The sequence below is a fragment of the Vibrio sp. McD22-P3 genome (assembly GCF_021568915.1).
In the GTDB taxonomy this organism is placed as follows: domain Bacteria; phylum Pseudomonadota; class Gammaproteobacteria; order Enterobacterales; family Vibrionaceae; genus Vibrio; species Vibrio mediterranei.
Window position 1 is genome coordinate 117,108 of the sequence record NZ_JAKGTN010000006.1, and the last position, 23,435, is coordinate 140,542.

At 41.7% G+C, this 23,435-nt stretch carries 26 protein-coding genes; 24 read left to right on the top strand and 2 right to left on the bottom strand.

The window, feature by feature from the left end:
- The first annotated feature begins 445 nt into the window (after positions 1–445).
- The 15 genes from L2W36_RS08810 (at position 446) to L2W36_RS08880 (ending at position 13,734) form a co-directional block, all read left to right on the top strand.
- On the top strand, positions 446–661 hold the full coding sequence (locus L2W36_RS08810; protein ID WP_088877449.1) for a Flp family type IVb pilin: 216 nt from the start codon (positions 446–448) through the stop codon (positions 659–661).
- 170 nt (positions 662–831) lie between these two features.
- The gene (locus L2W36_RS08815) at positions 832–1,257 is read left to right on the top strand and encodes an A24 family peptidase (protein ID WP_236109833.1); all 426 of its coding nucleotides are present in this window, start codon (positions 832–834) and stop codon (positions 1,255–1,257) included.
- A gap of 21 nt (positions 1,258–1,278) precedes the next feature.
- On the top strand, positions 1,279–2,103 hold the full coding sequence (gene cpaB / locus L2W36_RS08820) for a Flp pilus assembly protein CpaB (protein WP_236109834.1): 825 nt from the start codon (positions 1,279–1,281) through the stop codon (positions 2,101–2,103).
- A complete protein-coding gene (locus tag L2W36_RS08825; RefSeq protein WP_236109835.1) occupies positions 2,103–3,473 on the top strand; it encodes a type II and III secretion system protein family protein in 1,371 nt (456 codons plus the stop codon). The genes cpaB (L2W36_RS08820) and L2W36_RS08825 overlap by 1 nt, the downstream gene beginning before the upstream one ends.
- Positions 3,470–3,946 carry a hypothetical protein gene (locus L2W36_RS08830; protein WP_236109836.1) on the top strand — a complete coding sequence of 159 codons (477 nt, stop codon included), beginning with the start codon at positions 3,470–3,472 and terminating at the stop codon, positions 3,944–3,946. Before L2W36_RS08825 ends, L2W36_RS08830 begins: the two co-directional genes overlap by 4 nt.
- A gap of 1 nt (position 3,947) precedes the next feature.
- Positions 3,948–5,189: an AAA family ATPase gene (locus tag L2W36_RS08835; protein WP_006070731.1), complete on the top strand. Its 1,242-nt coding sequence runs from the start codon at positions 3,948–3,950 to the stop codon at positions 5,187–5,189.
- A complete protein-coding gene (locus L2W36_RS08840) occupies positions 5,186–6,457 on the top strand; it encodes a CpaF family protein (RefSeq protein ID WP_006070730.1) in 1,272 nt (423 codons plus the stop codon). Before L2W36_RS08835 ends, L2W36_RS08840 begins: the two co-directional genes overlap by 4 nt.
- A gap of 1 nt (position 6,458) precedes the next feature.
- A complete protein-coding gene (locus L2W36_RS08845; protein ID WP_006070729.1) occupies positions 6,459–7,361 on the top strand; it encodes a type II secretion system F family protein in 903 nt (300 codons plus the stop codon).
- Positions 7,358–8,206, top strand: a complete 849-nt coding sequence (locus tag L2W36_RS08850; protein WP_236109837.1) for a type II secretion system F family protein — start codon at positions 7,358–7,360, stop codon at positions 8,204–8,206. Before L2W36_RS08845 ends, L2W36_RS08850 begins: the two co-directional genes overlap by 4 nt.
- 3 nt (positions 8,207–8,209) lie before the next feature.
- The gene (locus tag L2W36_RS08855; RefSeq protein ID WP_006070727.1) at positions 8,210–8,932 is read left to right on the top strand and encodes a tetratricopeptide repeat protein; all 723 of its coding nucleotides are present in this window, start codon (positions 8,210–8,212) and stop codon (positions 8,930–8,932) included.
- Between the two features lie 2 nt (positions 8,933–8,934).
- Complete coding sequence (locus L2W36_RS08860; protein ID WP_063606277.1) at positions 8,935–9,417, top strand: TadE/TadG family type IV pilus assembly protein; 483 nt, start codon at positions 8,935–8,937, stop codon at positions 9,415–9,417.
- Entirely contained in the window at positions 9,404–9,964 is a 561-nt protein-coding gene (gene tadF / locus L2W36_RS08865; protein WP_236109838.1) for a tight adherence pilus pseudopilin TadF, read from the top strand. Before L2W36_RS08860 ends, tadF begins: the two co-directional genes overlap by 14 nt.
- A gap of 4 nt (positions 9,965–9,968) precedes the next feature.
- A complete protein-coding gene (locus L2W36_RS08870) occupies positions 9,969–11,573 on the top strand; it encodes a pilus assembly protein (protein ID WP_236109839.1) in 1,605 nt (534 codons plus the stop codon).
- 8 nt (positions 11,574–11,581) lie between these two features.
- Positions 11,582–12,235: an OmpA family protein gene (locus L2W36_RS08875; RefSeq protein ID WP_236109840.1), complete on the top strand. Its 654-nt coding sequence runs from the start codon at positions 11,582–11,584 to the stop codon at positions 12,233–12,235.
- Positions 12,236–12,351: 116 nt separating this feature from the next.
- Entirely contained in the window at positions 12,352–13,734 is a 1,383-nt protein-coding gene (locus L2W36_RS08880) for a hypothetical protein (protein ID WP_236109884.1), read from the top strand.
- Between the two features lie 2 nt (positions 13,735–13,736).
- Here the strand turns inward: L2W36_RS08880 and L2W36_RS08885 are convergent, their stop codons facing one another.
- Positions 13,737–14,456, bottom strand: coding sequence for a transglycosylase SLT domain-containing protein (locus L2W36_RS08885; protein WP_236109841.1), 720 nt, complete (start codon positions 14,454–14,456; stop codon positions 13,737–13,739).
- Positions 14,457–14,616: 160 nt separating this feature from the next.
- Positions 14,617–15,468, bottom strand: a complete 852-nt coding sequence (locus tag L2W36_RS08890; RefSeq protein WP_062459551.1) for a LysR family transcriptional regulator — start codon at positions 15,466–15,468, stop codon at positions 14,617–14,619.
- Positions 15,469–15,794: 326 nt separating this feature from the next.
- On the opposite strand from L2W36_RS08890, the gene L2W36_RS08895 reads away from it, so the two are divergent.
- The 9 genes from L2W36_RS08895 to L2W36_RS08935 are packed head-to-tail and all read left to right on the top strand — an operon-like array spanning position 15,795 to position 23,435.
- The gene (locus tag L2W36_RS08895) at positions 15,795–16,019 is read left to right on the top strand and encodes a Flp family type IVb pilin (RefSeq protein WP_124939778.1); all 225 of its coding nucleotides are present in this window, start codon (positions 15,795–15,797) and stop codon (positions 16,017–16,019) included.
- A gap of 18 nt (positions 16,020–16,037) precedes the next feature.
- Positions 16,038–16,478, top strand: a complete 441-nt coding sequence (locus L2W36_RS08900) for an A24 family peptidase (RefSeq protein WP_236109842.1) — start codon at positions 16,038–16,040, stop codon at positions 16,476–16,478.
- Between the two features lie 9 nt (positions 16,479–16,487).
- Positions 16,488–17,333, top strand: a complete 846-nt coding sequence (cpaB, locus tag L2W36_RS08905) for a Flp pilus assembly protein CpaB (protein WP_006070717.1) — start codon at positions 16,488–16,490, stop codon at positions 17,331–17,333.
- Positions 17,333–18,694, top strand: a complete 1,362-nt coding sequence (locus L2W36_RS08910; RefSeq protein WP_200874597.1) for a pilus assembly protein N-terminal domain-containing protein — start codon at positions 17,333–17,335, stop codon at positions 18,692–18,694. Before cpaB (L2W36_RS08905) ends, L2W36_RS08910 begins: the two co-directional genes overlap by 1 nt.
- On the top strand, positions 18,691–19,176 hold the full coding sequence (locus tag L2W36_RS08915; protein WP_236109843.1) for a hypothetical protein: 486 nt from the start codon (positions 18,691–18,693) through the stop codon (positions 19,174–19,176). The genes L2W36_RS08910 and L2W36_RS08915 overlap by 4 nt, the downstream gene beginning before the upstream one ends.
- On the top strand, positions 19,176–20,411 hold the full coding sequence (locus L2W36_RS08920; RefSeq protein ID WP_006070714.1) for an AAA family ATPase: 1,236 nt from the start codon (positions 19,176–19,178) through the stop codon (positions 20,409–20,411). Before L2W36_RS08915 ends, L2W36_RS08920 begins: the two co-directional genes overlap by 1 nt.
- Positions 20,408–21,682, top strand: coding sequence for a CpaF family protein (locus L2W36_RS08925; protein ID WP_006070713.1), 1,275 nt, complete (start codon positions 20,408–20,410; stop codon positions 21,680–21,682). Before L2W36_RS08920 ends, L2W36_RS08925 begins: the two co-directional genes overlap by 4 nt.
- Positions 21,682–22,587 (top strand): type II secretion system F family protein, encoded by a 906-nt coding sequence (locus L2W36_RS08930; protein WP_006070712.1) that lies wholly within the window; start codon positions 21,682–21,684, stop codon positions 22,585–22,587. Before L2W36_RS08925 ends, L2W36_RS08930 begins: the two co-directional genes overlap by 1 nt.
- A complete protein-coding gene (locus L2W36_RS08935; protein WP_006070711.1) occupies positions 22,584–23,435 on the top strand; it encodes a type II secretion system F family protein in 852 nt (283 codons plus the stop codon). Before L2W36_RS08930 ends, L2W36_RS08935 begins: the two co-directional genes overlap by 4 nt.

Here is a 23,435-nt window from a genome sequence, read left to right on the forward strand (position 1 = left end):
CAGATTATAATTATGTAAATTGTATATTTGCAACACAATAGCGTGATGATACTAGTATTTCAACTCGTTTTATAAAGCATTAGTAATTAATAATATTAACTTCTGGGTGGATATATTCCTATATTGCATAAATTATCATCGCATCTATCTCTTTTTGTGCTAAGAATAATTATAGCCAACAATAAAGTAATGGCTCTATTAATGATCTATATCTCACAGTATGAAATATGTTATCTGTACTTAAATGTGTAATAAAAGTATAACATTTCTTCTTAAGTATATGTTATATAAGTGTTTGTATGATTTTTGTGTTGTTGTTTGATTTCTCATTTTGAACATTGTTTGTTAAGCCTATCGACTGTATCGATAGGGGGTATTTTTCGTTGAATGTAAGTATTAATTAGAATGAGCAAGCTTTTGTAAATCGACCTTAAAGGAAGTTAAAATGATTACCAAACTATATGTAAAAACAAGCTTGTTTTTATCACAATTTAAAAATGACCAACGCGGTGTAACTGCAATTGAGTATGGACTTATTGGTGTAGCTATGGCTGTTGCGTTGAGCGTTGCGCTAAGCACTTCGGGCTCTGACGGTTTTATCAATGAACTAAAACAAGCCTTTACTAAGATTGGTGACACGATCGAAACATCTACTCAGTAATCGTAAATACTTACATTAACCTTATGTGGGTTATTGTAGACAATATCTCTAGATATCTACGCCAGACCTATGATTTTCATTGGTCTGGCGCGAGTTATTAAGTATATCTAGGGTGTATCGGTTGATGTAAAACTCACTAAATAAAAAAGAATAGTAGCTCGAGTAATACAATGTATTTATTGGTATTGGCAATAATGTGTTTAGTAATCACTATTACTGATTTTCGTTACAGAACAATACATAACTCCATATTGATCGTATTGCTCCTAGTGCAGTGTTTTTTGTCACCGACGGATATTCATATAACGACCTTTTTGTTGGTGTTAAGTATGGGGCTGTTAATTTATGCTCTTATATGGATTGGTGCAGGTGATATTAAATACGCTGCTATTTTGTCACTGACGATTCCGCTTAATCTTCTACCTTGGGCATATGTTATTACGGGCTTTGTTGGGGGGATTATTGCGGTAATCTACTGGTTAAGCCAAAAATTATTAAGCAACCCATATCATAGCCAAGAAGGTATCCCTTATGGGATAGCAATTAGTGTCGGATTTTATTTAGTCATTTTTACACAAAGTGCGCTGCATATTTAAATCTCGAAGAGTGAGAAAATTATGAGATCTCGACTGGTATTACTTGTCGCTCTTGTAGCGTTGGTAGTAGGGGCGTTAGGCGTTGTCGACTTATTCAAAAGTAAACCTCAACCGACTACTGTCACTGAAGTGACGGAAAACAAAGATGAAGAGCATGTTGCTGTTTGGATGACCACAAAATCATACGAAAAGGGTCATGCAATCACTGCTCAAGGGGTGGTTAAAAAGCAACTACCTTTAAGTGAGGCACTAAGCCTTGGTGTTCGAGAGGACGCAAAAATTAGTTTTTCACCATCTGTGCTATTAAACCGAAGTCTTACACCGGGGGCGATCGTTCTGCCCGAATATCAAGTTTCCCCAGGACAATCGGGTTATATCGACTTGCTGGTTACTGAGGGAATGACGTTATATCCACTCGAAGTAAGTGATAAAAACCTTATCAATGATTACATTCGCCCTGGTTCGTTCATTGATGTTCTAACCGTGAGTTCGCCTAACGATAACTTAGCTGGAAGTGTTGATAAGCCAAAACGCTTCAGAGGAGTGAAAGCCTCAATGTTTCTCAAACATGTCAAAGTACTTAACGTGGGTGATGACAAAGGTGATAACAGCTCTGTTACCGCTAGGTCTCCCACCAAGGAAAATGGGCTTACTACCGTGGTGATCGAAGTAAAGCCTGACGATTTAGCAAAGCTTGCGCTAGCGCAACGAACCATGCATATCGAAATCTATCGAAGCCAAACCTATAAGCAGCCGGAATACGCTGAAGTACGTAACATTATTGACAACTATACAGGGATTGAAGAGTTACGTGGTAACGAAACGAATCCGAGAGAGGCCTTGTAATGATCATGCAACACCGACTCAAGCAAGCACTGTGGATTTACATTACATCCTTGCTTATAGGCTTACTTTGGGTGAAACACGCTTACGCAGCGGATCGCTCAATTACTCTTAACGATGGCCAGCATATTCAATTGAATATGCCTATTGGTAAGGTTTTTATAAGTAATCCTGCCATCGCAGACTACAAAATTATCAATGACAACACGCTTGTGGTGTTTGCTAATGGTGTCGGGCAATCAAGGCTTATTGTCTACGGGACAAACAATGATGTTCTGCTTTCAGACCGCATTATTGTCGATCTCGATTTATCTGAGGTACGCCGTCAGCTTAAGTTCCACTTTCCCGACGCGAAGGTCAAGGTTCAGTCGGTAGGTGAGCAGGTTGCGGTGAGTGGTGTTGTGGACTCGGAGCAAACTCGAGACGATATCTACCGCCTAGTGGCAACGCTTCTTGGACGTGAAAAAATCAAGAAGTGGGATAAAACGGAAAAGTTGGAAATTAAATCTGAACATATGGAACGTAAAGAGCCAGAAAGTATGGTCTTTGCCCGCAATATGACTTGGGAAGGGATTCTTGAACGTATTGAGGTCGCCACAACTCAACAGGTTAACGTCAAAATATCTGTTGCTCAGGTAACGGAGTCGTTTGGTAAAACTGTCGGTGTAGACTGGAGCTCAGTAGGCTCAAGTGTGGGAGAGTTCGTCTTTGACCAATTTGATGCCGCAAATCTTAGTACGCTCATCACTGCATTAGGTAATGACAGCATTGCAGAAGTGCTAGCAGAACCGAATCTAACCGTATTGTCTGGAGAGTCTGCGAGTTTTCTCGTCGGTGGAGAAGTTCCCGTAATAGTGTCAACAAGCAACAACGTGAACATTACGTTTAAAGAGTTTGGTATCAAGCTCGATCTAACCGCAAAGGTGCTCAGCCAAGACAAAATTCGTATGCAGCTTTCTCCAGAAGTTAGTGAAGTGGAAAGTTATGTTGAAGCGGCCGGTGTCAAGGTACCTCAATTAGCGTCCAGACGTGCTATGACTACGGTTGAGTTAGCGGACGGTGATAGCTTCATTTTAGGTGGGCTGATGAGTAGTAGTGACCTAGAAAAAATGCAGAAAATTCCATTTATCGGTGATGTGCCTGTACTCGGTGCTGCGTTTCGAAAAGCAACCACTCAACGAAAACGAACCGAACTTATCATTGTTGCTACCGTGAACTTGGTAGAGCCTATGAAACCAAAGGATATCCAACTGCCATACATTAAGAAAACCTCTACCTTGTCGCGTTGGCTAAATGTTGACTCAGATGGAAAACCTGTAGCGTCCTCAGATGCCACTATTCGTCTGTTATCGCAAGGAGGATTCATTCAATGAAGAAGCTAATCATAATTGTTTTCCTTGTTTCAACTTTATTAGGCTGTGCTTCCGAACGCTACTTTGGTGGGAATGGTGCAGAGGCTATTACCTATCAAGAACATCATAGCTTCGACTTTGCAATTAAGAATTATGATGAAACGGCTAAGCAAATTAGCGCATTGGTAAAGGACATTGAGTCGACCGATAAAGAGGCGACTTACGTTATCGACTATAAGAACACTCGCAGCAAAAAGATGTTAGAGAAGATCTTTGACCAGTATCCGTCTCACAAAGTCGCACCGCAACGATTGGAGTTCAAACACGTTCACACCATGCGTAATGATCTCAATATTCAAGTCACGTTAACTCGACTGAAAACGCAACAATGCGCACCCGCGCAGATACAACACCAGATTGGACAGCCTGACTGTTTTGTTGAGTCAATGCGTTTGAAGCAAGTGTCCTACAAGTCTCGATTGGTAGGAGAATAAAATGTTTGACCTTACTAAAGCACTAACCACAAAGGCAAAGCCGGTTCCGAAAACACCAACAGGGGTCGCGGGTTGTACATTGTTTTATCAATCACAGGAGTGTTTGAGTCTTGTACAGGAAGTGTTCCGATTTGAAGGCTGGAATGATCCAGCATGTGTGAAAACCACGGCGGGACTGACGAAATTAACTGAGCAGCAAAGTAGCCACATCGTTATTCTTGAGCTTAATGAATCGAATAATGTCGTCGAAGATGCTAGAGCGTTTGCTAGCAAGCTGCCTACTCATAAAGGTGTGATAGTTATTGGTAAAGAAGATGCTATCTCTACTTTACGTTCACTTAAAGACATGGGCTTTTACTACGTTTTTTGGCCAGTGAACAAGCAAGAATTTGCTGATTTTTTAACTCACGTGAGCAAGAACCTCAAAACCTTTTCTGGGGTTAGCCAAAAGCGAAAAGCTAAGCGCGTGGCTGTAGTCGGCTCCAAAGGTGGTGTAGGCGCATCATTTTTGGCGACAGAACTGAGTTCTCTACTTTCTACTCATGGGACCGACACCATCCTTGTGGACCACCAATACTCCGGTACCAATATAGATGTTTTGCTCGCTCTCAAGGATTTTAAGCCTCGAGCGATTGACGAGTTTACCGCACCTTTGCATGAGATGGATGAAGAGGGGGCGCTAAGTTATCTGTTTAGTGCTAGAAAAAACCTGCGCTTGTTGGCCATTGATGGTGATATGAATCAAAACGATATTCTCACCTACAACCAGACGCTTTGTGAGTTACTAGCACGAAATACCAACTTTATTATCGAAGACTTCTCCGGAAGCGTCGATTTTAAAGTGGAACCTCAGTTGCTTGTTGAAAACTTTGACGTCGTCGTATTGGTACTAGACGCCTCGGTATCATCGGTCCGTAGTGCAAAGCGACTGTTTGAGAAAGTCGCTAACTTACAACTCACGCTATCTTCGCGTACGCGCGTTATTACGGTGGTGAACTATCATCGACCTGAAAATGCATATGTGTTGCAAAGGCCAGATCTTAAGAAATATTTAGGAGCGGATATCGACTTGGAAGTGGCCTACTGTAAGTCATTGTCTCACATCATTATTGACGGCAAACGTGGACACAAACACGACCGCCACATCAGTCGTTCTATAGAACAACTGGTGAAACTAATTAATGGTCAGCCAGTGGATACTAAAAGCATGGGCTCTTGGTTAAAGAAGGTGCGCGCTAAATGAGTTCTAACAAAGACTTATATCTCGCATTTCGTGGTCAGATTTTTGAAGCCTTGGACGCAGAAGCGGTTCAGAAAATGAGTCGTCGAGACCTAGAGTCTCAGATACAAAGTGCTGTGGATCTTCTTGCTAATAGCTATCAAAGACCTATCACATCCATGATGAAGTCAGGCTTAGTAAAGAGCTTAATGGATGAGTTGTTTGGCCTAGGTCCTTTGCAACCTTTGGTAGAGGATCAGTCGATTACCGACATTATGGTGAACGGTCCTAATAACATCTTTTTTGAAAGACACGGCAAAGTGCAAAAGTCTGAGGTGACGTTTGTCAACGAAGAGCAGGTGTTGGCAATTGCAAAGCGTATTGCATCGCGTGTCGGGCGTCGCGTTGATGAACTTTCTCCTACGGTCGATGCCAGGCTAGAAGATGGCAGTCGTGTAAACATTGTTATTCCTCCGATTGCACTAGACGGCACGTCTATTTCAATACGTAAATTCCGCGAGCAGAACATTGGTTTTGAGGATTTGATTGGCTTTGGCTCTATGTCTTTAGACATGGCGCGGGTGTTGATGATTGCTTCTCGTTGTCGAATCAATGTGTTGATTTCTGGTGGTACGGGCTCAGGCAAAACTACCTTACTCAATGCCTTGTCTCAGTACATTGCCGAAGATGAACGCATTATAACCATAGAAGATGCCGCTGAACTGCGCCTTCAACAGCCTAACTTAGTTCGATTGGAAACAAGAACTTCGAGTATTGAGCAAACCGGAGCCGTCACGCAACGCGACTTGGTGATCAACGCACTTCGTATGAGACCAGATCGTATTATTCTCGGTGAGTGTCGTGGCTCGGAAGCGTTTGAAATGCTACAAGCGATGAACACGGGACACGACGGTTCGATGTCAACGTTGCACGCCAACACACCACGCGATGCTATTGCTCGTGTTGAATCCATGGTCATGATGGCGAACTTAAATCAGCCTTTGGATGCTATTAGGAGAACCATAGTCAGTGCGGTTCAAATGGTGGTACAGGTTAACCGTTTACGTGACGGTTCCCGTAAAGTTACCAGCATTTCAGAGATTGTCGGGCTTGAAGGCGACAGCGTGGTGATGGAGGAAATCTACCGCTTTCGCTATGACGATGCGCATTACGGCGAGGCAGTGAAGGGTGATTTCGTCACTAACGGTATCATGCAGCGCTCGGAACTGGTGAAAAAAGCACAGTTTTTCGGCTTATATGATGACTTAATGGCATCGTTTAAGGGGCTATAACATGCTTTGGTTGTCGTTAGTCCTCTTTGCCTTGGTCATCATTCTTTTGAGAGACTCTAAAGTCAAAAAAGTCGATCAGTTTTTCAATATAGAAGAAGCTGAAGCGGAAAACTTAAATGCTATTAACGTTAAATCGTTGGTTAGAAAGCAGAACTGGCAGAAATTTAAGGAGTCGATTTCACCGACGCTTACCATCTTGGGGCCGCGTTCTTCGCTTTATATAGCTCTTTATATTACAGGCAGCATTATCGCGTCGTGGTATATCGTTATTGAATTATTATCCATGACCAATTCTTGGTTAGTGCTCAGTCTTTCTCTCATTTTCACTGTTTTCGGTTATCGCTTTTTGGTGGGAAGACGGCGACGTGATTTTGAAAACACCTTTCCTGATGCTCTGAATATTCTGATGAGCGCAGTAACGGCGGGTGATAGCTTGATGCAAGCAATTAGTTATGTCGGTGAAGCAATGAACAATCCGATAGGCCGTGAGTTTAAGTTAATGGGCGATCGGTTGAAGTTGGGCGAATCACCGGAAGTCGTCTTGCAGCGTTCGTGTAAAAATTACCCTTATCCTGAGTTTTTATTTTTCACAGTGACCATTAGGGCAAACATTGCTCGTGGAGGACAACTCAAAGGAGTATTAGCTCGCCTTATAAGAGTATTGGTTGATTCTAGGACGCTAGAGAAAAAGAAAATGGCCATGACTTCAGAGGCGAGGATTTCTGCGAAAATCGTCGCGGCTATTCCGCTTATCTTTACCGTTATTCTAAATTACGTAAATCCAGCGAATGTCGACTTTGTTTTAAATGATCCACAAGGTCAGTACGTCTTGTTTTACGTCCTTGGTAGCGAACTCATCGGCTTGTCTATTGTTTGGCTACTGGTAAGGGGGGTGCGCGCATGATGTTATTGACGGCGCTTATCGTCCTGTTTGTTTCCCTGTTATTTCTGATTTTTGAATCTTTGCGAGCAGAGCAGAGGCGTAAGAAGGTAGAGGACTATATTGGTGGGCAGACTTTAAACTCTTCTTCTCGTGTTAATCGCTTTTTTGTTCGATTTGGTAAAGAACACCGACACGAGCTCGAGCAGAAGCTAATCGAAGCAGGCTATTACAACACTGAATGGGCAAGATTTTACTTCCCAGCTAAGTTAGTGGTACTTGTCGTATTGTCGGTTTTAGTTTTAGTGACGGATATGACGGCCAGTAACAAGTTGTTAGCCGTGGTGTTGTCTCTTGTTGCGGTGATTGTCGTGCCTGACATGCTGTTGCAGATGCGACGCAAGATACTCATTGGAAAAACGTCCGCTCAACTTCCTTATCTACTGGACATGATGTCAGTGTGTGTACAAACCGGTATGACCATCGAAGCAGCATTGATCTATTTAGGTAAAGAGCTTGCAGAGTTTGATTCTGATCTTTGCTATCAGGTTAAGCGCACTTCTGATTCTGCCAAAATACATGGTTTAGAAAAAGCACTGAATGACCTCAGTGATCGCATACCTACGCCTGCAGTGCGAAGTTTTGTACTGACTATTATTCAAAATCTGCAATACGGTACTTCCGTGGCGCAAGTACTGAGTGATTTGGCAGAAGATATGCGAAAAGTACAAATTCTAACTGTGGAAGAAAAAGTGGGGAAATTGTCCGCAAAAATGAGTATACCATTGATTTTGTTCATTATGTTTCCCATCGTGATTCTTATTCTCGCACCGGGAATTATGCAAATGTCCATAAATATAGGAGGGTAACGAGTGATTAGAAAACCGTTCTATATCGTCTTAGTTTTACTGATTTCGCTAGTCGGATGTCAGTCAGCTCCATCTCCAGAGCGTGAGCAACAGGACGAAATTGCCAGTATGGAAAAGGTAAAAAACTATGATGGTTTGATTAGTTACTACAAGTCTGAGTTAGAAAAAGGATCGAAAGATCCTCAAGTCAAAGAAAAGTTGGCTTGGGCCTACTTTCATAAAGGTGACCTAGAATCTGCCGATTTTTACGTTCAGCACTTACAGAAAGAAGGTGTCAAAAATCCAAGTTTGTACCAGTTAGAGGGGCAGGTTTTTGACGCTAAAGACGACACTGATAATGCGATTAATGCTTATTTAGACTCTATTAAATCGGGTAATCAATCCGGTCAAGTTCATGTCTTGTTGGGCGTATCGTATACCAAGGCTGGGAGCTACAAAGAAGCCTACAAGCAGTTGAATGAAGCAAGATTACGAGGTTATGACGACGTTGTCATTAAGAACAATCTAGCGATGATTCATATGGCAAATGGTGATTACCAAAAGGCGGTAGAAATGCTCACTCCAATCCTCAAAGAAAACCCGAGTAATAAGATCGTAAAAGCAAACTTAGCCATTGCACTTATGAAAGTGCAGCAGGTGGATGCCGCGAGAAAACTGCTAAAAGGTGAGTTTTCTGACCAAGAATTGCGTGATATTAGCGCCGAACTCACTCAGTACCGGAGTTAACAATGAATCGCCTGTACAAGCAAAAAGGAGTTACAACGGTTGAGTTTGCTTTGGGAGCCATCGTACTCATCTTCGCTACATTTGCTATTTTCGAATCGAGTTACCAAATCTACGTCGTCAATATGACCGAGTATTCGCTGAGAGAAACGATTAGGAACACCAAAATCTATGAAGGAAAGGGCATCAATCAGCAATACGAAGCAAAGTTTAAGACGCTTATCGAAGACGATAAAAACTTATGGCACTTCTTAATCGATAGCTCGAGATTTTCTATAGATGGCAAGTACTTCAAAACCTATGACGATTTCATTGCTAACCGAGGGCATTCGAGCCAAGGGTTGAATTTCAACTATGACTTGGCAGAAATCACAGTTACTTATCATTACTCTCCAATGCTCAAGTTTTGGGGAACGTCTGATAGCACCATCTCTCGTACTATGGTGCTCAATTTAGAACATGAGGGGTGGAAAGATGACGCTCCATAACCACGGTGTACGTTCCAAACATCGCCAAAAAGGGTCCTTCGCGATCGAATTAGCGTTCGTCATGATGGCTCTGTGCGCTGTCTATCTCTTCTCGACAGATTTGAGTCATCAACTTCTAGTTCGAGCCAAGTTGGATCGGTCTAGCTTCGCGCTCGCCAACGTGATCAAAGAACGTACTCGCTATTTCGATGCTGATGTTGCTGCCGGAAAGAATCTAGCAGTAACCAGCTCTGATTTAGTCAACCTTACTCAAGTTGCGAGTCGAATGCTAAATACAGCGCCTGGAAACGTAGCACTTAAAATTGAATCGCTGACCAATAAAACGTCCGTGGTTGGGTTTACTAGTAACAAATTTAATAGCTTAAATTGTCAGACTGACTCACTCCAAGATCACGCTGATTTAGCTCCGGTGGAAAAAGGGGTTATCTATCCGCTGTATCGAGTGAGCATATGTCAGCAACAACACTCTTGGTTTGAACCCTTTATAAATGGCGGTACCAGTACCACCGTCAAAATTGTTTCATCCTCAATACTGCCCGGGAGATAGTGTAATGAGAATGCAGCGTTATCAGCATCGAAGTCTCCGTCGCCAGAAAGGAGTCGCCGCAATTTGGATGGGATTGATGCTTGTACCCATAATGGGATTTACATTTTGGGCAGTCGAAGGGACGCGTTATGTTCAGGAAACCAGCCGTCTAAGGGACGCTTCTGAAGCTGCTGCTTTAGCGGTAACCATTGAAGATCAACCAACGCTCGCTAACAATCTTGCGACTAAATATATTGAAAACTACGTGCGCGATATCAAGTCAATGGCACTGACCGCGCAGCGATTTCATCAGGCAGAGAACCAAAACGCAGGTGTACTGGAGTATATCCAATATACGGTTAACGCTAAAACGACACATGATTCTTGGTTTGCGAGCAGCTTTATTCCATCATTCGGTGACCAGCAAGATCTAGCAGGACGCTCCTTGGCGAGAAAATACCCAGTCTATTTGGGGGATAATAATATCGATATCGTGTTTGTTTCCGACTTTTCTGGTTCTATGAATAGCCGATGGGGTACTAATCGAAATAGAAAGATCGATGACCTAAAAACAGCCATTAATCAGATATCAGACAAAATTCTTTGTACATCAATTCGCCGTGACCAAGTAAACGGTAATGTGGAAGATGTATGCGATGAACAAGGACAAGACTCGACAGCAAATAAACTGCTTAACCGTGTAGGTTTCGTTCCGTTCAACATTCGCACTAGAGAAGTCATATCTTCTCAAAATGCTAGGTCAACGAGTCAACTTAGCTACAGAAACGATACTCACGCTAATCGTTCTACATACACATACAACCAAGTACCATGGGATGCCTGGCGCGGTGAGTCGTGGAATCAAGTATCAAGCTGTGCCAATAATCCGGGGAACTGTAAACCTGTTAGAAACTGGAGTTGGAATCGTCGTCAAAACTGCTACTACCATGCCCGTTGCCCACAAGAGGCGCTGAATAACCAGCAATATGCAAAACGAATAAATGATGTTCTGTCGAGAAGTTACTACTATCCAGATGATTACAATTATGTTGACTTCAATCAGACAGTATCCACTATGTTTAGCGACAAGTCAGGGTTGTCATCTAACTATTATCGAATTAACGGCGTCCAATTGTTCGCGGGTTTTGGTGACCAAAGCTCCACACAGTTTCACAATATTGCGTTAACTAACAAACTATCCGATCTCAATGCCATTTCACCAATGTGGGCGAACGGAAGCACCGCTGCATTCCAAGGAATCTTGAGGGGAGCGCAAATTCTTAAGCAAGGCGATCCCAATAGTTCCGATCAAGATAAGCAGCAAGCCTATACAAAGAAAATAAAAATGCTGCTCATATTAAGTGATGGTCAAGAGAGCCCTAACAACGGCATTTTGAGGGGACTGGTGAATGCTGGCATGTGTAATAAAGCAAGACAGCAAATACCCGGCTTATACATAGGTGTAATAGGTATTAACTTTCAAGCGTCTCAACAAAGTGGTTTTCAAGACTGTGTAGTTGACCCTAACGAAGACATTATCGACGTATCCAACCTCGATGAATTGATTAAGAAGATAGAAGAACTCATCCGCAAGGGCTCTAAAACAAGCGGAATAACTAAGTTGTACTAGAGGAAAATATGAAGAAGTTAGTGATTGGTGCACTTGTCATGTCGATGTTGCCATACAGTTTGGCCGCAAATGCAGGAGAGGGGCAAAGCGTTTATTGCGATAACACTTTTAATGAATATCAGCACAGTGTCACCGTCGGGGATATCACAGGTATTGCGGAGCATCGAAAAGGTTTTCTGCAAATCGAACAAAAGTCAGATGACAGTGACTTAAAAAAGCTTTTGGCCGGGGAATCTAGTCTTGCTTTAAGTCAGTCAGGCTGCACAACTTGGATAGGTGATGAGCAAGGAAAGGCAGAACAAGGAGGCTTAGTGGCACGTCTTCATTTTGGTTTTGACCAAGCCAATCTCACTCCCATGGGCGATGAAGCATTAAATCGTTTAGCAGATACGCTAGGGAAACAGGCTAGTAATATCACTATAGACGGGCACACCGACAGTACTGGACCCGTAGGGTATAACCAAGCACTTGGGCTGAAAAGAGCGTTAACAACCTCAGATGGCCTAATCTCAAAAGGCGTGGATAAGAATCATATTGTTGTGCGTTCCTTTGGCGAAACCAAGCCGATTGCGACCAACTCGACGACAGAAGGACGAGCGCAAAATCGACGTTCGGAGATATGGGTTTCTTCCGGTAGCACGGTTAAATCAGTGAACAAGTGATTCAATAACTAAGTGGTCATCTTGCTGTTTAGGGAAGTTGCCACATCAAACTGAATGGAGTCATGGTGGATAGCAATAGAGTGGCAGTGGATAGATACAAAATAACGATCGCCATTATGGTTGTGATGACTTGGAGTGGTGTCGTTGCAGCGTCGGAGCTCATTGATTTTGAAGAACGAGACAAGTTAAACAACATTAACTCTTCGTATGAGCAGCAATACAGTGAGTTGAGAATCGATGAGAATATAGCTCGATTTAATAAGTTGAATGCAGACATTGAATCAACCAAGATCAAGCTCGACAACAATATAGAAATGATAAAATCAGAGACGTCTAGGCTTAAGGATAAACTGGTGGAAGGCGTCTACGACGAATCGTTGATTCTGACTCTTCGTAACTTATCAGCGAAAGTTAACTCAATGAAGCATCAGATAGAGACTGCAGGAAAGCAACTTACTGAAACTAAAAAAGAACTGTCTCTTGGCCAGCAACAAGCTGCTCAGGTTGAAAGGGTTAAGAATGATGCAATTCTCGCTCTATATGAGCAAATAAAAAGCCGTCATATGAATGAAGCTAAGCAAGTAGTTAAAGATACATATGAGGGTAGTTTGCAATGTAATGTGGCGGAGAGCCTATCGACTTGTGTAAACCGAAATCTACCGTCGATAAAAAATGCATTTGTAATTAGCAAAGGTGGTTTATCTCGTATTAAACTCACTGGATTCAGAGTGGTCGATGCAACACAAAGGTTAAATGGTGATTTAAGCTTCATTGCTGATGCGAGTTATAAACACAGTTACAGCACTAACACTGAAGTTGAGCTTAGGAAAGCACTAAACTTGGATAATGTGCGTTTTGTGTTTCGATCTAACTCCTCTAAAACAAGTTTTTATATTAACGACCAGAAGGTCGGTTCTGGTGAACGTGTTGATGTAACTGGTAATTATGTTGGAGTCTACAGCGTGCGTGCTGTAAATAATGGAAAAGCACAGTCGCTAAAACTTAACTTAAAGAATGGTGGAGATTATTTCTTCCCATTTGCTAGCAAAACAAGCTCGGACAAGCTTGTTTTAAAAGAAACGAGCAATGCGATCAGTCGTACCATACCCAGCAGTCATAAAACAAAGTTTACTAAAAGCGTTCTAAATCCAAGCAAGATTAAGGAAGCGACATCAGCTAGTTCAAAAAATGAAACGCATTATACTAATAAGGTAATTTATAAAGATCAGGCATTTACCTATTTATCACCGAGATTTCAGGGGAACAAAAAGTCTCATGATCTATTCCTAAATCGTGAAGACGCTATTCAATATTGTGAGCAACGTTTGTCTTCTAAACTACCAACGCAAGCCGCTTATCAGTATTTAGAGCTATATACGGACCTTGCACCTGGAGATTATTGGACTCAAAAAGGTAAGGTGTATTCTTCGGAAAAACATGAAGAACTTGACAAAGCTTTTGATACTAATAGGTTTATTTGCATGGTAAGTATGAATTAACCTTATCGGTTTAAATATCGATTTTGCATTTCTACGACACGCGCAACATAGTTGCGCGTTTCTTTTATTGGAAACTCTTTAGTAAGCTTAACATAAAGTTGCTCAGTAGTGAGTTGACTAACTCTAAAAGTAAGGTGTGATAAAGATTGGGTATCGAATCCATATTTCATCAGATTGCTAAGGCCGCAGTTGTAAGCTGCTATGACGAGTAGCTTTCTAGAGCTTCGATCTCTTATATTGCGAAGGTACACGGTATCAAGAATACTAAGGTAAGCAGTTCCGATATCGATGTTAGTTGTAGGGTCAAAGATTTGTTGAATGGAATAGCTCACACCCCCTCTGTATCTTTTTGCGACTTCTTGCGCCGCTCCATCTTCTGTTATCTGCATTAGTCCGTACGCATAAGCAGGGCTTTGTGCTGTAGGATTAAAATAACTTTCGACATGGATTACAGCATAAATCAAACTGGCATCAACGTTCCATTTTTCTGAAGAAGCGCGGATAATTGGTTGATATAAAGTGCTCTTAACACCACCCGCTGTGATATTGGGCGAGGGGAGAGGTTGATTTTGACTCCTGCCTCCACGAAGTTGGATAATATTATGATTAGACTGAGATGGATTAATTGTAGTCAATCTTGATTTAGCCGAGCTTTGACTCTTGAGTTTCTCTGAAGAAGAACTGTTGTCCGAGACAACCTCTATGTATTGCTTTCCATACACATTATTTTGATATAGTAGAAAAACTACCGTTAACAATAGGTATAGGATACTACGTGAAATTATTAGCATAAGAGAATAGCAAGCAAGAAACCTAAAATTTAAGCTTAGCGTTCTTTTGAAAAATGGAGTGTATTGGTTTTGATACTATTAAGGAAACATGTTATTTCTTCCTTAATCGATCATGTAGCCATTGATGGTGAATGCTGTAATCACCATGTTGAGACCAAATTAGTGATGCATATATCTGTCGGCCAAATAGTAATGTTTGATCGTTAATCATCATAATTGAATCTCTTTTTATATGATTTTCAACAAGGTGCTGAGGAAGAAACGCTATTCCTTTTTTTGCTAAACATAGCTCTAGAATTGTAGATGTATCATCCAGAACCCAAATATTGTGCCGAGCAATACTGGAGATATCAATGATGTCTTCGCTACCGTCGATGAGCAAAAGCCTTGCGGATATATAGCTATCGGTTTCAGAGAAATCCTTATGTGCAATCCAATGACAATTAACCAAGAATAACTCATCGACGTTGAAGTCAAACTCTGTCTTATGGTAAGGGTTTCCTATGGCGATATCTATTTGATGGTTGTTAATATATTGCCCAAGGATATAGCTCGGTTTTGTGACAACTGTAAGTTCCGTATCAGGATAGATTTCAGAAAATTCCATCAGTGTGTGCTTGACATTATGGTCAAATACGAGTGGGTCGATACCTATCCTTAATTTACTTTCGTCTTTAAAGCTCAGTGCTTCTGCAACATTAATAAGCTCCATATATTTTGACACAATCGGTGTTGCTAATTGAAAGATTTTCTTTCCTCGAGAAGTCAATTCAATAGAGTTGTTTTTTCTCTCTAATAAGTCATAACCAAGCTCATTCTCTAGGTTTTTGACGGCGCCACTAATAGTTGACTGAGATTTAGCAAGTTTTCTGGCGGCCTTGCTAAATGAACCATTAGTAACAACGGAGTGAAACGATAGCAAATTGTCGAAAGGTAGCTTCATACATACGCTCTACGATAAGGTAAAGTAACGATTTAAGCGTAACAGTCTATTTGCAAATAGAATGTCATATTGAGAATAGTGTGATTTAAGTCACACTACAGATGGGCGATTTGAGATTTTAATTTTTAATGAGAATTAAGAAATTGAAAAGTAAGATATTGAAAATTGCGAAGGTTTAGTTATTCCTAATTATAAATTACTAAAAATAGTTTATTTATGTTTCTCAAACGCTATCGGTAATTCCGATAGCGTTCACTTTTGAGACGGTGATCCAATGCCTACCTTTACTAATGCCAAGGGCAAACAGTCATAAAAGGAATAGGATTATGTTGATGACATTATACGTAAAAGCTTTGTCATTTTTGACCACGCTTAAGAATGATGAACGCGGTGTTACCGCAATTGAGTATGGGTTGATAGCGGTGGCTATGGCTGTACTCTTGTCTGCAGTTCTGGTGTTTGGTGAAGGTAATATGCTTGGAGAGCTTCAACAAGCGTTTGATGCAATATCAGGCGATATTAACACCACTACTGGTTTAACCGCCCCTTAGTTGCACAGTGGTGATCTGGTGTTTAATAGCATCCTGCTAGCATCAATCGTTGTTCTATTGGTACTGATTTCAGTTTCTGATATTAGGAAAAGAACAATACCAAACTCTTACATCGCGATGCTAGCAGTATTGTCACTATCACTTGGGTTTCAGTATTATACAACAGAATACCTTTTCAATTACTTTCTTCTAATTACCATTCTGCTAACGACTTTCTATTTTGGCTGGATGGGTGGTGGTGACGTTAAGTTAATAGCAATATTAGCGTTGGCATTACCTAGTGTTATAACAGTAGTAGCACTTTGGTTAACGATGATATTTGGTGGTGTATTAGCCGTCGTTCGATTATCGCAATACCGCTTTAGCCTAATTTCAGCGAAGAAAGATCAACGCGGATTACCCTATGGAGTTGCAATATCTATGGGTTTCTGCTTACCACTGATATATATTTATATATAGGTAAACATTATGAAGTCGAAGATAATATTTGCTGTCGCATTTCTAGCAATATTAATTGGGGTTCTTGGCGTTTATTCAAGCATGAATAAGCCCCTACAACAGCCAGTGGTAGAAGAAAAACAAGCAGCGACTCCTACCATCGAACCTAAGGCAGAATATGTGACCGTTTGGCGGTCTACCGAATCTATTTCTAGAGGCGAGCCAATTAATTCATCCAAGGTCAAGCGAGAGCAATTATTACTCACTTCTGCTCTTGATGAAGGTATCCGATCTGATGTTGAATTGGATTTTGACCCTACAACATTATTCAATACCCCCATTTCATCGGGTCAACTGATTCTGCCCGAGATGCTCACTAAAAAAGACGCCCCAGGGTATATTGATCTTCTTGTTACCGAAGGAATGACACTTTACCCACTTGTGGTGAGCAGTAAAAACCTTATCAGCGACTTTATTCGCCCTGGAGAACATATTGATATTCTTACAGTAAGCTCTCCTAAAGATAACTTATCAGGAAAGCGTGAGAAACCAATTAAATTTAGAGGTGTCACGGCAACCCTATTTTTGCAAAATATCAAAGTGTTAAACATGGGCGGTTCGGAAGAAGAGCAAAGTGTTAAACCAGTATCAGAAAACAAAGAGGATGGTTTCACCACCATTATTATTGAAATTCCACCAGAGGAAGTGGCTCGGTTAGCTCTTGCGCAACGAACGATGCATCTCGAAGTTTATAGAAGCCGTGAATATCAAGAGCCTGTATATGCGGATGTCAGAAATGTTATGGACAACTATATTGGCGTAGAGGAGCTAAGGGGCTCGCCCTCAGGAAACGACCGTTTTGGAGGGGATTTGTAATGGACTACAAAATAATGAGGTATGGATATCGTCTCACCGTAATTTTACTGAGTTTCTTCTTATCATCAACAGCTTACTCGGGTGAAACTTACATAACTGTAAATGATGCTAAAAATATAGAGCTTAGTGAGAGAATCACTAAAGTTTTTGTAAGTGATCCCGATATTGTGGACTACAACGTTATTAATGAAAACTCCATCGTAATATTCTCAAAAGCTGTCGGTCAGGCAAGGTTGATGATTTATGGCGAATCAGAAAAATTGCTCTATTCCGAACGCATCATAGCTGACATAGACCTGAGTCAAGTGCGTCGCCAAGTCGCGCTATTGTTCCCCGATACTAGTGTGAAAATTGAGTCCGTAGGTAACCAAGTTGCAGTGAGTGGTATCGTAAACTCTGAAAGAGAAAGAGACGATATTTATCGACTTGTTGCAACTTTACTCGGTCGAGAAAAACTAGAGAAATGGGATAAAGTCCAGAAGCTAAAGTTCCAGAACGACAATATTTCTATCGAAGAACCAGAGAGTATGATCTTTGAGAGGAACATGACGTGGGATGGGATAATAGAACGACTTGAAGTGGCGACCGTGCAACAAGTCAATGTAAAAATATCCGTAGCCCAAGTGACTGAGCGTTTCGCTGAGACGGTAGGTGTCGATTGGTCTTCGTTTGGTGCCAACGTTGGCCAGTTCTTGTTCCAGCAATTTGAAGCTGCAGACTTAACAACTCTCATTACTGCGCTTGGCAATGAAAACGTCGCACAAGTGCTTGCTGAGCCCAATCTAACTGTTATCTCAGGCGAATCAGCAAGTTTCCTCGTAGGTGGGGAAGTCCCGGTGATTGTCTCTACCAATAACAACGTAAATATCACCTTTAAAGAGTTTGGTATCAAACTCGACCTTACCGCAAAAGTGCTAACTGAAGAAAAGATACGAATGCAGCTTTTTCCAGAAGTAAGTGAAATTGAGCGTTATATCAGAGCCGCGGGTATTGAGGTGCCTCAATTAGCGACACGCAGAGCTATGACCACCATAGAGCTAGGTGATGGTGATAGCTTTGTGCTCGGTGGTCTTATGAGTAGTGCAGACTTTGAAGAGATTCAAAAAACTCCCCTCATTGGCGATATACCAGTACTTGGTGCGGCGTTTAGAAAGTCTTCCACAGACAGACGTCGAACAGAACTGATCATTGTCGCAACGGTGAACTTAGTTAAGCCAATGAAAAGAAAAGACATCCAACTTCCGTACATCACCAAAACCAATACTTTACGCCGTTGGTTGAATATCTCTGAGCCTGAAGAAACGAATGAAGGGTCAAGCCCTACGATTGAGCTCTTATCCAAAGGAGGGTTTATCCAATGAATATTTCAATAAATACCTCAATTTGGTTACTGCCTTTGTTGCTACTTCTAGGATGCAGTGAACGTTACTACAACGGAAAAGGGGCGGAGTATCTTGTTTATCCAGAGACCCATGTGTACGAGTTTACGGCTAGAGACAAGGTTGAAGCAACGAAAAAACTGGCTCAAATCTTTGACACGATCGACGACATTGATACTGGTCCAATTTATGTCATTGAATACAAAAATAATACTGCAAAGTCGATCTTGAAGGATTCGATGAAAGACCTCAAATATCTACCTTATCGAGCGGACGCGTTTTCAATGACCAAGAACGCTGCTCTCAGCTCAGATATCAAGGTGATAGTGACATTTCATAATTTAGCTAAAGCCAAATGCAAACCGATTGAAATCGAAACTCAGAATAGCAGCAGGAATTGTTTTTCAGAAGCGGCAAGAGTTCAGCAGGTGGCTCATAAAGAACGTCTGGTGGAGGGAATCTAATGTTCGATATCACTAAAAAACTTCCGGAGTCAAACAAACCGCAAGTTGGAACGTCGAGTTCCAATATTACTTGCTCGTTAGTTTATCAAACGGATGAATGTCGAAATTTGGTGGAAGAGCTGTTTGAGTTTGAAGGGTGGGATTGCCCCACTGGTATACAACAACATAAAGCAGACAGCGAGTTCTATTCGAAACAAGAGAGTAACTTAATTCTCTTGGAGCTAAATGAATCATCGAATGTTGTCTCGGATGCGCAAGCGGTAGCGGCCAAACTTCCAACCCATAAAGGCGTGATCGTTATAGGTAAAGAAGATGCCATCTCGACGCTGAGAAGCTTGAAAGAGATGGGCTTCTACTATCTTTTTTGGCCTATTAACAAGTATGAGTTCGCTGAGTTTGTAATGCATGTTAACAATGACTTGAAAGCTCAAAAAGGGGTGAGTAAAGAAAGGAGAGCGAAGCGAGTAGCGGTTGTAGGTAGCAAGGGTGGAGTAGGTACGTCGTTTATTGCTACGGAGCTTGGGAACAAACTGGCTGGCGAAGGCGTAGACACTATATTAGTTGACCATCAGTACAATGGAAGTGGAACCGATGTCTTATTAGGTCTTACAGAGTTTTCTGCGAGACAGGTCGATGAGCTATCTGTCCCTCTCCACGAGCTTGATTTGGAAGGAGCGTTAAGCTACCTAACTTCGGTATCTCCTGAGCTTCGGTTGTTGTCGCTTCAAGGAAGTGCAGACCAAAAGGACTTGTTGAATTACAACCAAACACTTTGTGAACTTTTAGTTCATAACACTAACTTCATTGTAGAGGATTATTCGGGCAGCGTTGATTTCCCACTCGATTGCGACATGTTAGTAAGAAATTACGATGTTATCGCCATTGTCATCGAGCCAACAGTTACCGCAGTTAGAAAAGCTAAAGCACTTATTTCAGATATTGATACCTCGCGAGACCTAACCAAGAAACGGACTCGAATCGTTACTGTGGTAAATCATCACAGACCTAATAATAACTTCCCAATCGCACATGATGATGTCACAAAATTTCTGGGCGCAAGCGTCGATTTGGACGTCGAATACTGTAAACAACTTGCTCATCTTCAAATCGATGGCAAGCGTGTGTACAAGCATGATCGTTCTGTGAATCGATCCATTGACCAGCTGGCGCGTTTAGTTAACGGCCAACCAATTAACACTAATAGGGGCATTTTACAAAGGTTGGGATGGAGATGAGTTCAAACAAGGAAGTCTACGTAGCGTTTCGGTCGCAAATCTTTGAAGCATTGGATCCTGAAGCAATACAAACGCTAAGTCAAAAAGAGGTTGAGAATCAAATTCGCAATGCTGTGGATGTGCTTGCGAACAACTTCGAACGTCCGATTACAGCGATGATGAAAAGTGGCCTCGTTAAAAGCATGATGGACGAGTTGTTTGGACTTGGGCCCATTCAATCGTTAGTTGATGACCCAACCGTAACCGATATATTGGTCAACAGTGCAACGGATGTGTTTTTCGAGAAAAACGGCAAACTACACCGCTCTGATATTTCATTTGTGAGTGAAGAACAGGTTTTAGCCATTGCGAAACTTATTGCTGCTAGGGTTGGTCGACGCGTTGATGAGCTCTCTCCAACCGTCGATGCTCGACTGGAAGATGGAAGCCGTGTAAACATTGTTATTCCTCCTATTGCCCTTGATGGCACTTCTATCTCCATCCGAAAATTCAGAGAACAGAACTTTGGCGTCGAAGAGCTTGTCGAGATAGGTTCGATGTCATTAGACATGGCGAGAGTACTATCTATAGCCTCACGTTGCCGGATGAATATTCTCATTTCAGGTGGTACGGGTTCTGGGAAAACGACGTTACTTAACGCCTTATCGCATTATGTCGAAGACGATGAACGCATCGTAACGATAGAAGATGCAGCGGAGCTACGATTACAACAGCCTAATTTGGTGAGACTAGAAACTCGCTCAGCCAGTATTGAGGAAACGGGCGTAGTGACGCAGCGGGATTTGGTGATAAATGCGCTGCGGATGAGGCCGGATCGGATCATACTTGGGGAGTGTCGTGGCCCTGAAGCGTTTGAGATGTTGCAGGCCATGAATACAGGCCATGATGGCTCAATGTCGACGCTTCATGCTAACTCTCCTCGAGATGCCATTAGTCGTGTTGAATCTATGATAATGATGGCTAACCTCAACCAGCCTTTAGATGCCATAAGGCGTTCTATTGTTAGCGCAGTCCAACTTATTGTGCAAGTAAATCGATTGAGAGACGGTTCTCGAAAAGTCACTAGCATTTCAGAAGTTGTTGGCCTAGAGGGCGAGAATGTGGTGATGGAAGAAATCTATCGCTTTAAGTATGAAGAGTCAGGCTATGGTGAAAATGTCAAAGGATCGTTTCTTACTCAAGGGATTATGCAGCGTTCTGAGTTGGTGAAAAAGTCACAGTTCTACGGTTTATACGAAGAGCTGATGATGTCTTTTAATGGAGTAAGATAATGCTTATTTGGATCTCGTTCATATTACTCGGTGTCGTAGCAATGCTTTTGGCCATGGGCAAGAAGGACAAGGTCGCGCAGTATTTCCCTGACACAGGCACGCAAGAAGAACTAACCTCTGCGATTAACTTAGGTACATTAGTGCCTAAAAAAGGGATCAAGCAAGCTCAAGAGTCATTTAAATTCTCAGTTCAAACATTGGGGCCACGTGCCAACATCATGGTCGGGCTGTTCGTTGTGGCTAGTGTGGTTGCTGCTTGGTACATTGCGTTTGAAGTACTGAGTGCTAATCAGATTGTTGTCTTTGTCGTCGCACTGTTAGTGTTTTGGTTTCTAGGATACCAATGGCTATCAAATCGTCGTCGAGTTCAGTTTCAACAAACGTTTCCGGATGCACTTAATGTGTTAATGAGTGCGGTGACCGCGGGTGAAAGCCTAATGCAAGCCGTCAGTTTTGTCGGTCAGAATCTTGATAATGAGGTAGGTAGGGAATTCAAAAATATGGGGGATCGGCTCAAGCTCGGTGAGTCGCCAGACCAAGTGTTACAGCGTGCCGCTAAGCGTTTTCCTTATCCTGAGTTTATCTTCTTTACTATTGCTATCAGAGCGAATATGAGCCGAGGAGGTCAGTTAAGGGGGGTCTTAGCGCGCCTGATTCGAGTCTTAGTCGACGCGAGAACGATGGAGACTAAGAAAATGGCGATGACCTCTGAGGCAAGGATCTCTGCCAAAGTCGTCGCAGCGATTCCTGTTATTTTTGCAGTCATACTCTATAACGTGAATCCCGATAACATTAACTACATCCTCCATGATCCCAAAGGTGTTTGGGTATTGTATTACGTTGTAGGTAGTGAGCTTGTCGGCCTGTTTATCGTTTGGTTATTGGTTAAGGCGGTAAGATTATGATCATTTTGATGAGCTTATTAGTGATTACTTTAACCATTACCTTTTTAGTTTTTGAAATGGTAAAGGTCAATGGCAGACAGAAAAAAATCAAATCATTTATTTCTAAGTCACAAACACTAAGCCCAGTAAAGAGTAATCGTATAATTATTGGCTTTGCGAAAGAACAGCGAAAGGAACTAGAGCAGAAGTTACTTGATGCAGGTTATTACAACAAAAATCTGGCAAAGTACTATCTACCCACTAAATTTGCTGTCGCAGTATGTATATCGTTAGCAATATTATTCTTAAATATAGCAGTGCTTTATAAAGTAGTTGCAGTTGTCGTTGTTATGATAACGGTAATAATTCTTCCAGATATAATTCTCGATATCAAAAAGAAGTTAATGGTCAGAAAGATTTCACGAAACTTACCGTACGTATTAGATATCATGTCTGTATGCGTTCAAACGGGTATGACAATCGAAGCTTCTTTTGATTACTTGCATAAAGAATTGGCGGCATTTGATAGTGATCTTAGCTATCAAATCAAGAAAACATCAGATGCAGGAAAAATCCATGGCATTGAAAAAGCACTTAATGACTTAAACAATCGCTTGCCGGCACCAGAGGTCCAGAGCTTTGTTTTAACCATAATTCAAAACCTTCAATACGGTACATCGGTTGCCAATATTTTGAGTGATTTAGCTGAAGATATGCGTCGGATTCAATTGTTAAAAGTTGAAGAGAAGGTTGGGAAACTCTCTGCCAAAATGAGCGTTCCTTTAATACTTCTCATTATGTTTCCAATCGTAATTTTAATTCTTGCACCTGGAGTGATGCAACTAGACTTCACGGACCTAAGGAAATGA

Excerpts from the sequence above, each read along its gene's own strand:
- L2W36_RS08915 (WP_236109843.1), top strand. The coding sequence starts at position 18,691 with ATGAATATTTCAATAAATACCTCAATTTGGTTACTGCCTTTGTTGCTA.
- L2W36_RS08840 (WP_006070730.1), top strand. The coding sequence starts at position 5,186 with ATGAGTTCTAACAAAGACTTATATCTCGCATTTCGTGGTCAGATTTTT.
- L2W36_RS08895 (WP_124939778.1), top strand. The coding sequence starts at position 15,795 with ATGTTGATGACATTATACGTAAAAGCTTTGTCATTTTTGACCACGCTT.
- L2W36_RS08910 (WP_200874597.1), top strand. The coding sequence starts at position 17,333 with ATGGACTACAAAATAATGAGGTATGGATATCGTCTCACCGTAATTTTA.
- L2W36_RS08845 (WP_006070729.1), top strand. The coding sequence starts at position 6,459 with ATGCTTTGGTTGTCGTTAGTCCTCTTTGCCTTGGTCATCATTCTTTTG.
- tadF (WP_236109838.1), top strand. The coding sequence starts at position 9,404 with ATGACGCTCCATAACCACGGTGTACGTTCCAAACATCGCCAAAAAGGG.
- L2W36_RS08815 (WP_236109833.1), top strand. The coding sequence starts at position 832 with ATGTATTTATTGGTATTGGCAATAATGTGTTTAGTAATCACTATTACT.
- cpaB (WP_006070717.1), top strand. The coding sequence starts at position 16,488 with ATGAAGTCGAAGATAATATTTGCTGTCGCATTTCTAGCAATATTAATT.
- L2W36_RS08830 (WP_236109836.1), top strand. The coding sequence starts at position 3,470 with ATGAAGAAGCTAATCATAATTGTTTTCCTTGTTTCAACTTTATTAGGC.
- L2W36_RS08850 (WP_236109837.1), top strand. The coding sequence starts at position 7,358 with ATGATGTTATTGACGGCGCTTATCGTCCTGTTTGTTTCCCTGTTATTT.
- L2W36_RS08835 (WP_006070731.1), top strand. The coding sequence starts at position 3,948 with ATGTTTGACCTTACTAAAGCACTAACCACAAAGGCAAAGCCGGTTCCG.
- L2W36_RS08875 (WP_236109840.1), top strand. The coding sequence starts at position 11,582 with ATGAAGAAGTTAGTGATTGGTGCACTTGTCATGTCGATGTTGCCATAC.
- L2W36_RS08870 (WP_236109839.1), top strand. The coding sequence starts at position 9,969 with ATGAGAATGCAGCGTTATCAGCATCGAAGTCTCCGTCGCCAGAAAGGA.
- L2W36_RS08860 (WP_063606277.1), top strand. The coding sequence starts at position 8,935 with ATGAATCGCCTGTACAAGCAAAAAGGAGTTACAACGGTTGAGTTTGCT.
- cpaB (WP_236109834.1), top strand. The coding sequence starts at position 1,279 with ATGAGATCTCGACTGGTATTACTTGTCGCTCTTGTAGCGTTGGTAGTA.
- L2W36_RS08935 (WP_006070711.1), top strand. The coding sequence starts at position 22,584 with ATGATCATTTTGATGAGCTTATTAGTGATTACTTTAACCATTACCTTT.
- L2W36_RS08880 (WP_236109884.1), top strand. The coding sequence starts at position 12,352 with ATGGTTGTGATGACTTGGAGTGGTGTCGTTGCAGCGTCGGAGCTCATT.
- L2W36_RS08890 (WP_062459551.1), bottom strand. The coding sequence starts at position 15,468 with ATGAAGCTACCTTTCGACAATTTGCTATCGTTTCACTCCGTTGTTACT.
- L2W36_RS08925 (WP_006070713.1), top strand. The coding sequence starts at position 20,408 with ATGAGTTCAAACAAGGAAGTCTACGTAGCGTTTCGGTCGCAAATCTTT.
- L2W36_RS08810 (WP_088877449.1), top strand. The coding sequence starts at position 446 with ATGATTACCAAACTATATGTAAAAACAAGCTTGTTTTTATCACAATTT.
- L2W36_RS08825 (WP_236109835.1), top strand. The coding sequence starts at position 2,103 with ATGATCATGCAACACCGACTCAAGCAAGCACTGTGGATTTACATTACA.
- L2W36_RS08920 (WP_006070714.1), top strand. The coding sequence starts at position 19,176 with ATGTTCGATATCACTAAAAAACTTCCGGAGTCAAACAAACCGCAAGTT.
- L2W36_RS08930 (WP_006070712.1), top strand. The coding sequence starts at position 21,682 with ATGCTTATTTGGATCTCGTTCATATTACTCGGTGTCGTAGCAATGCTT.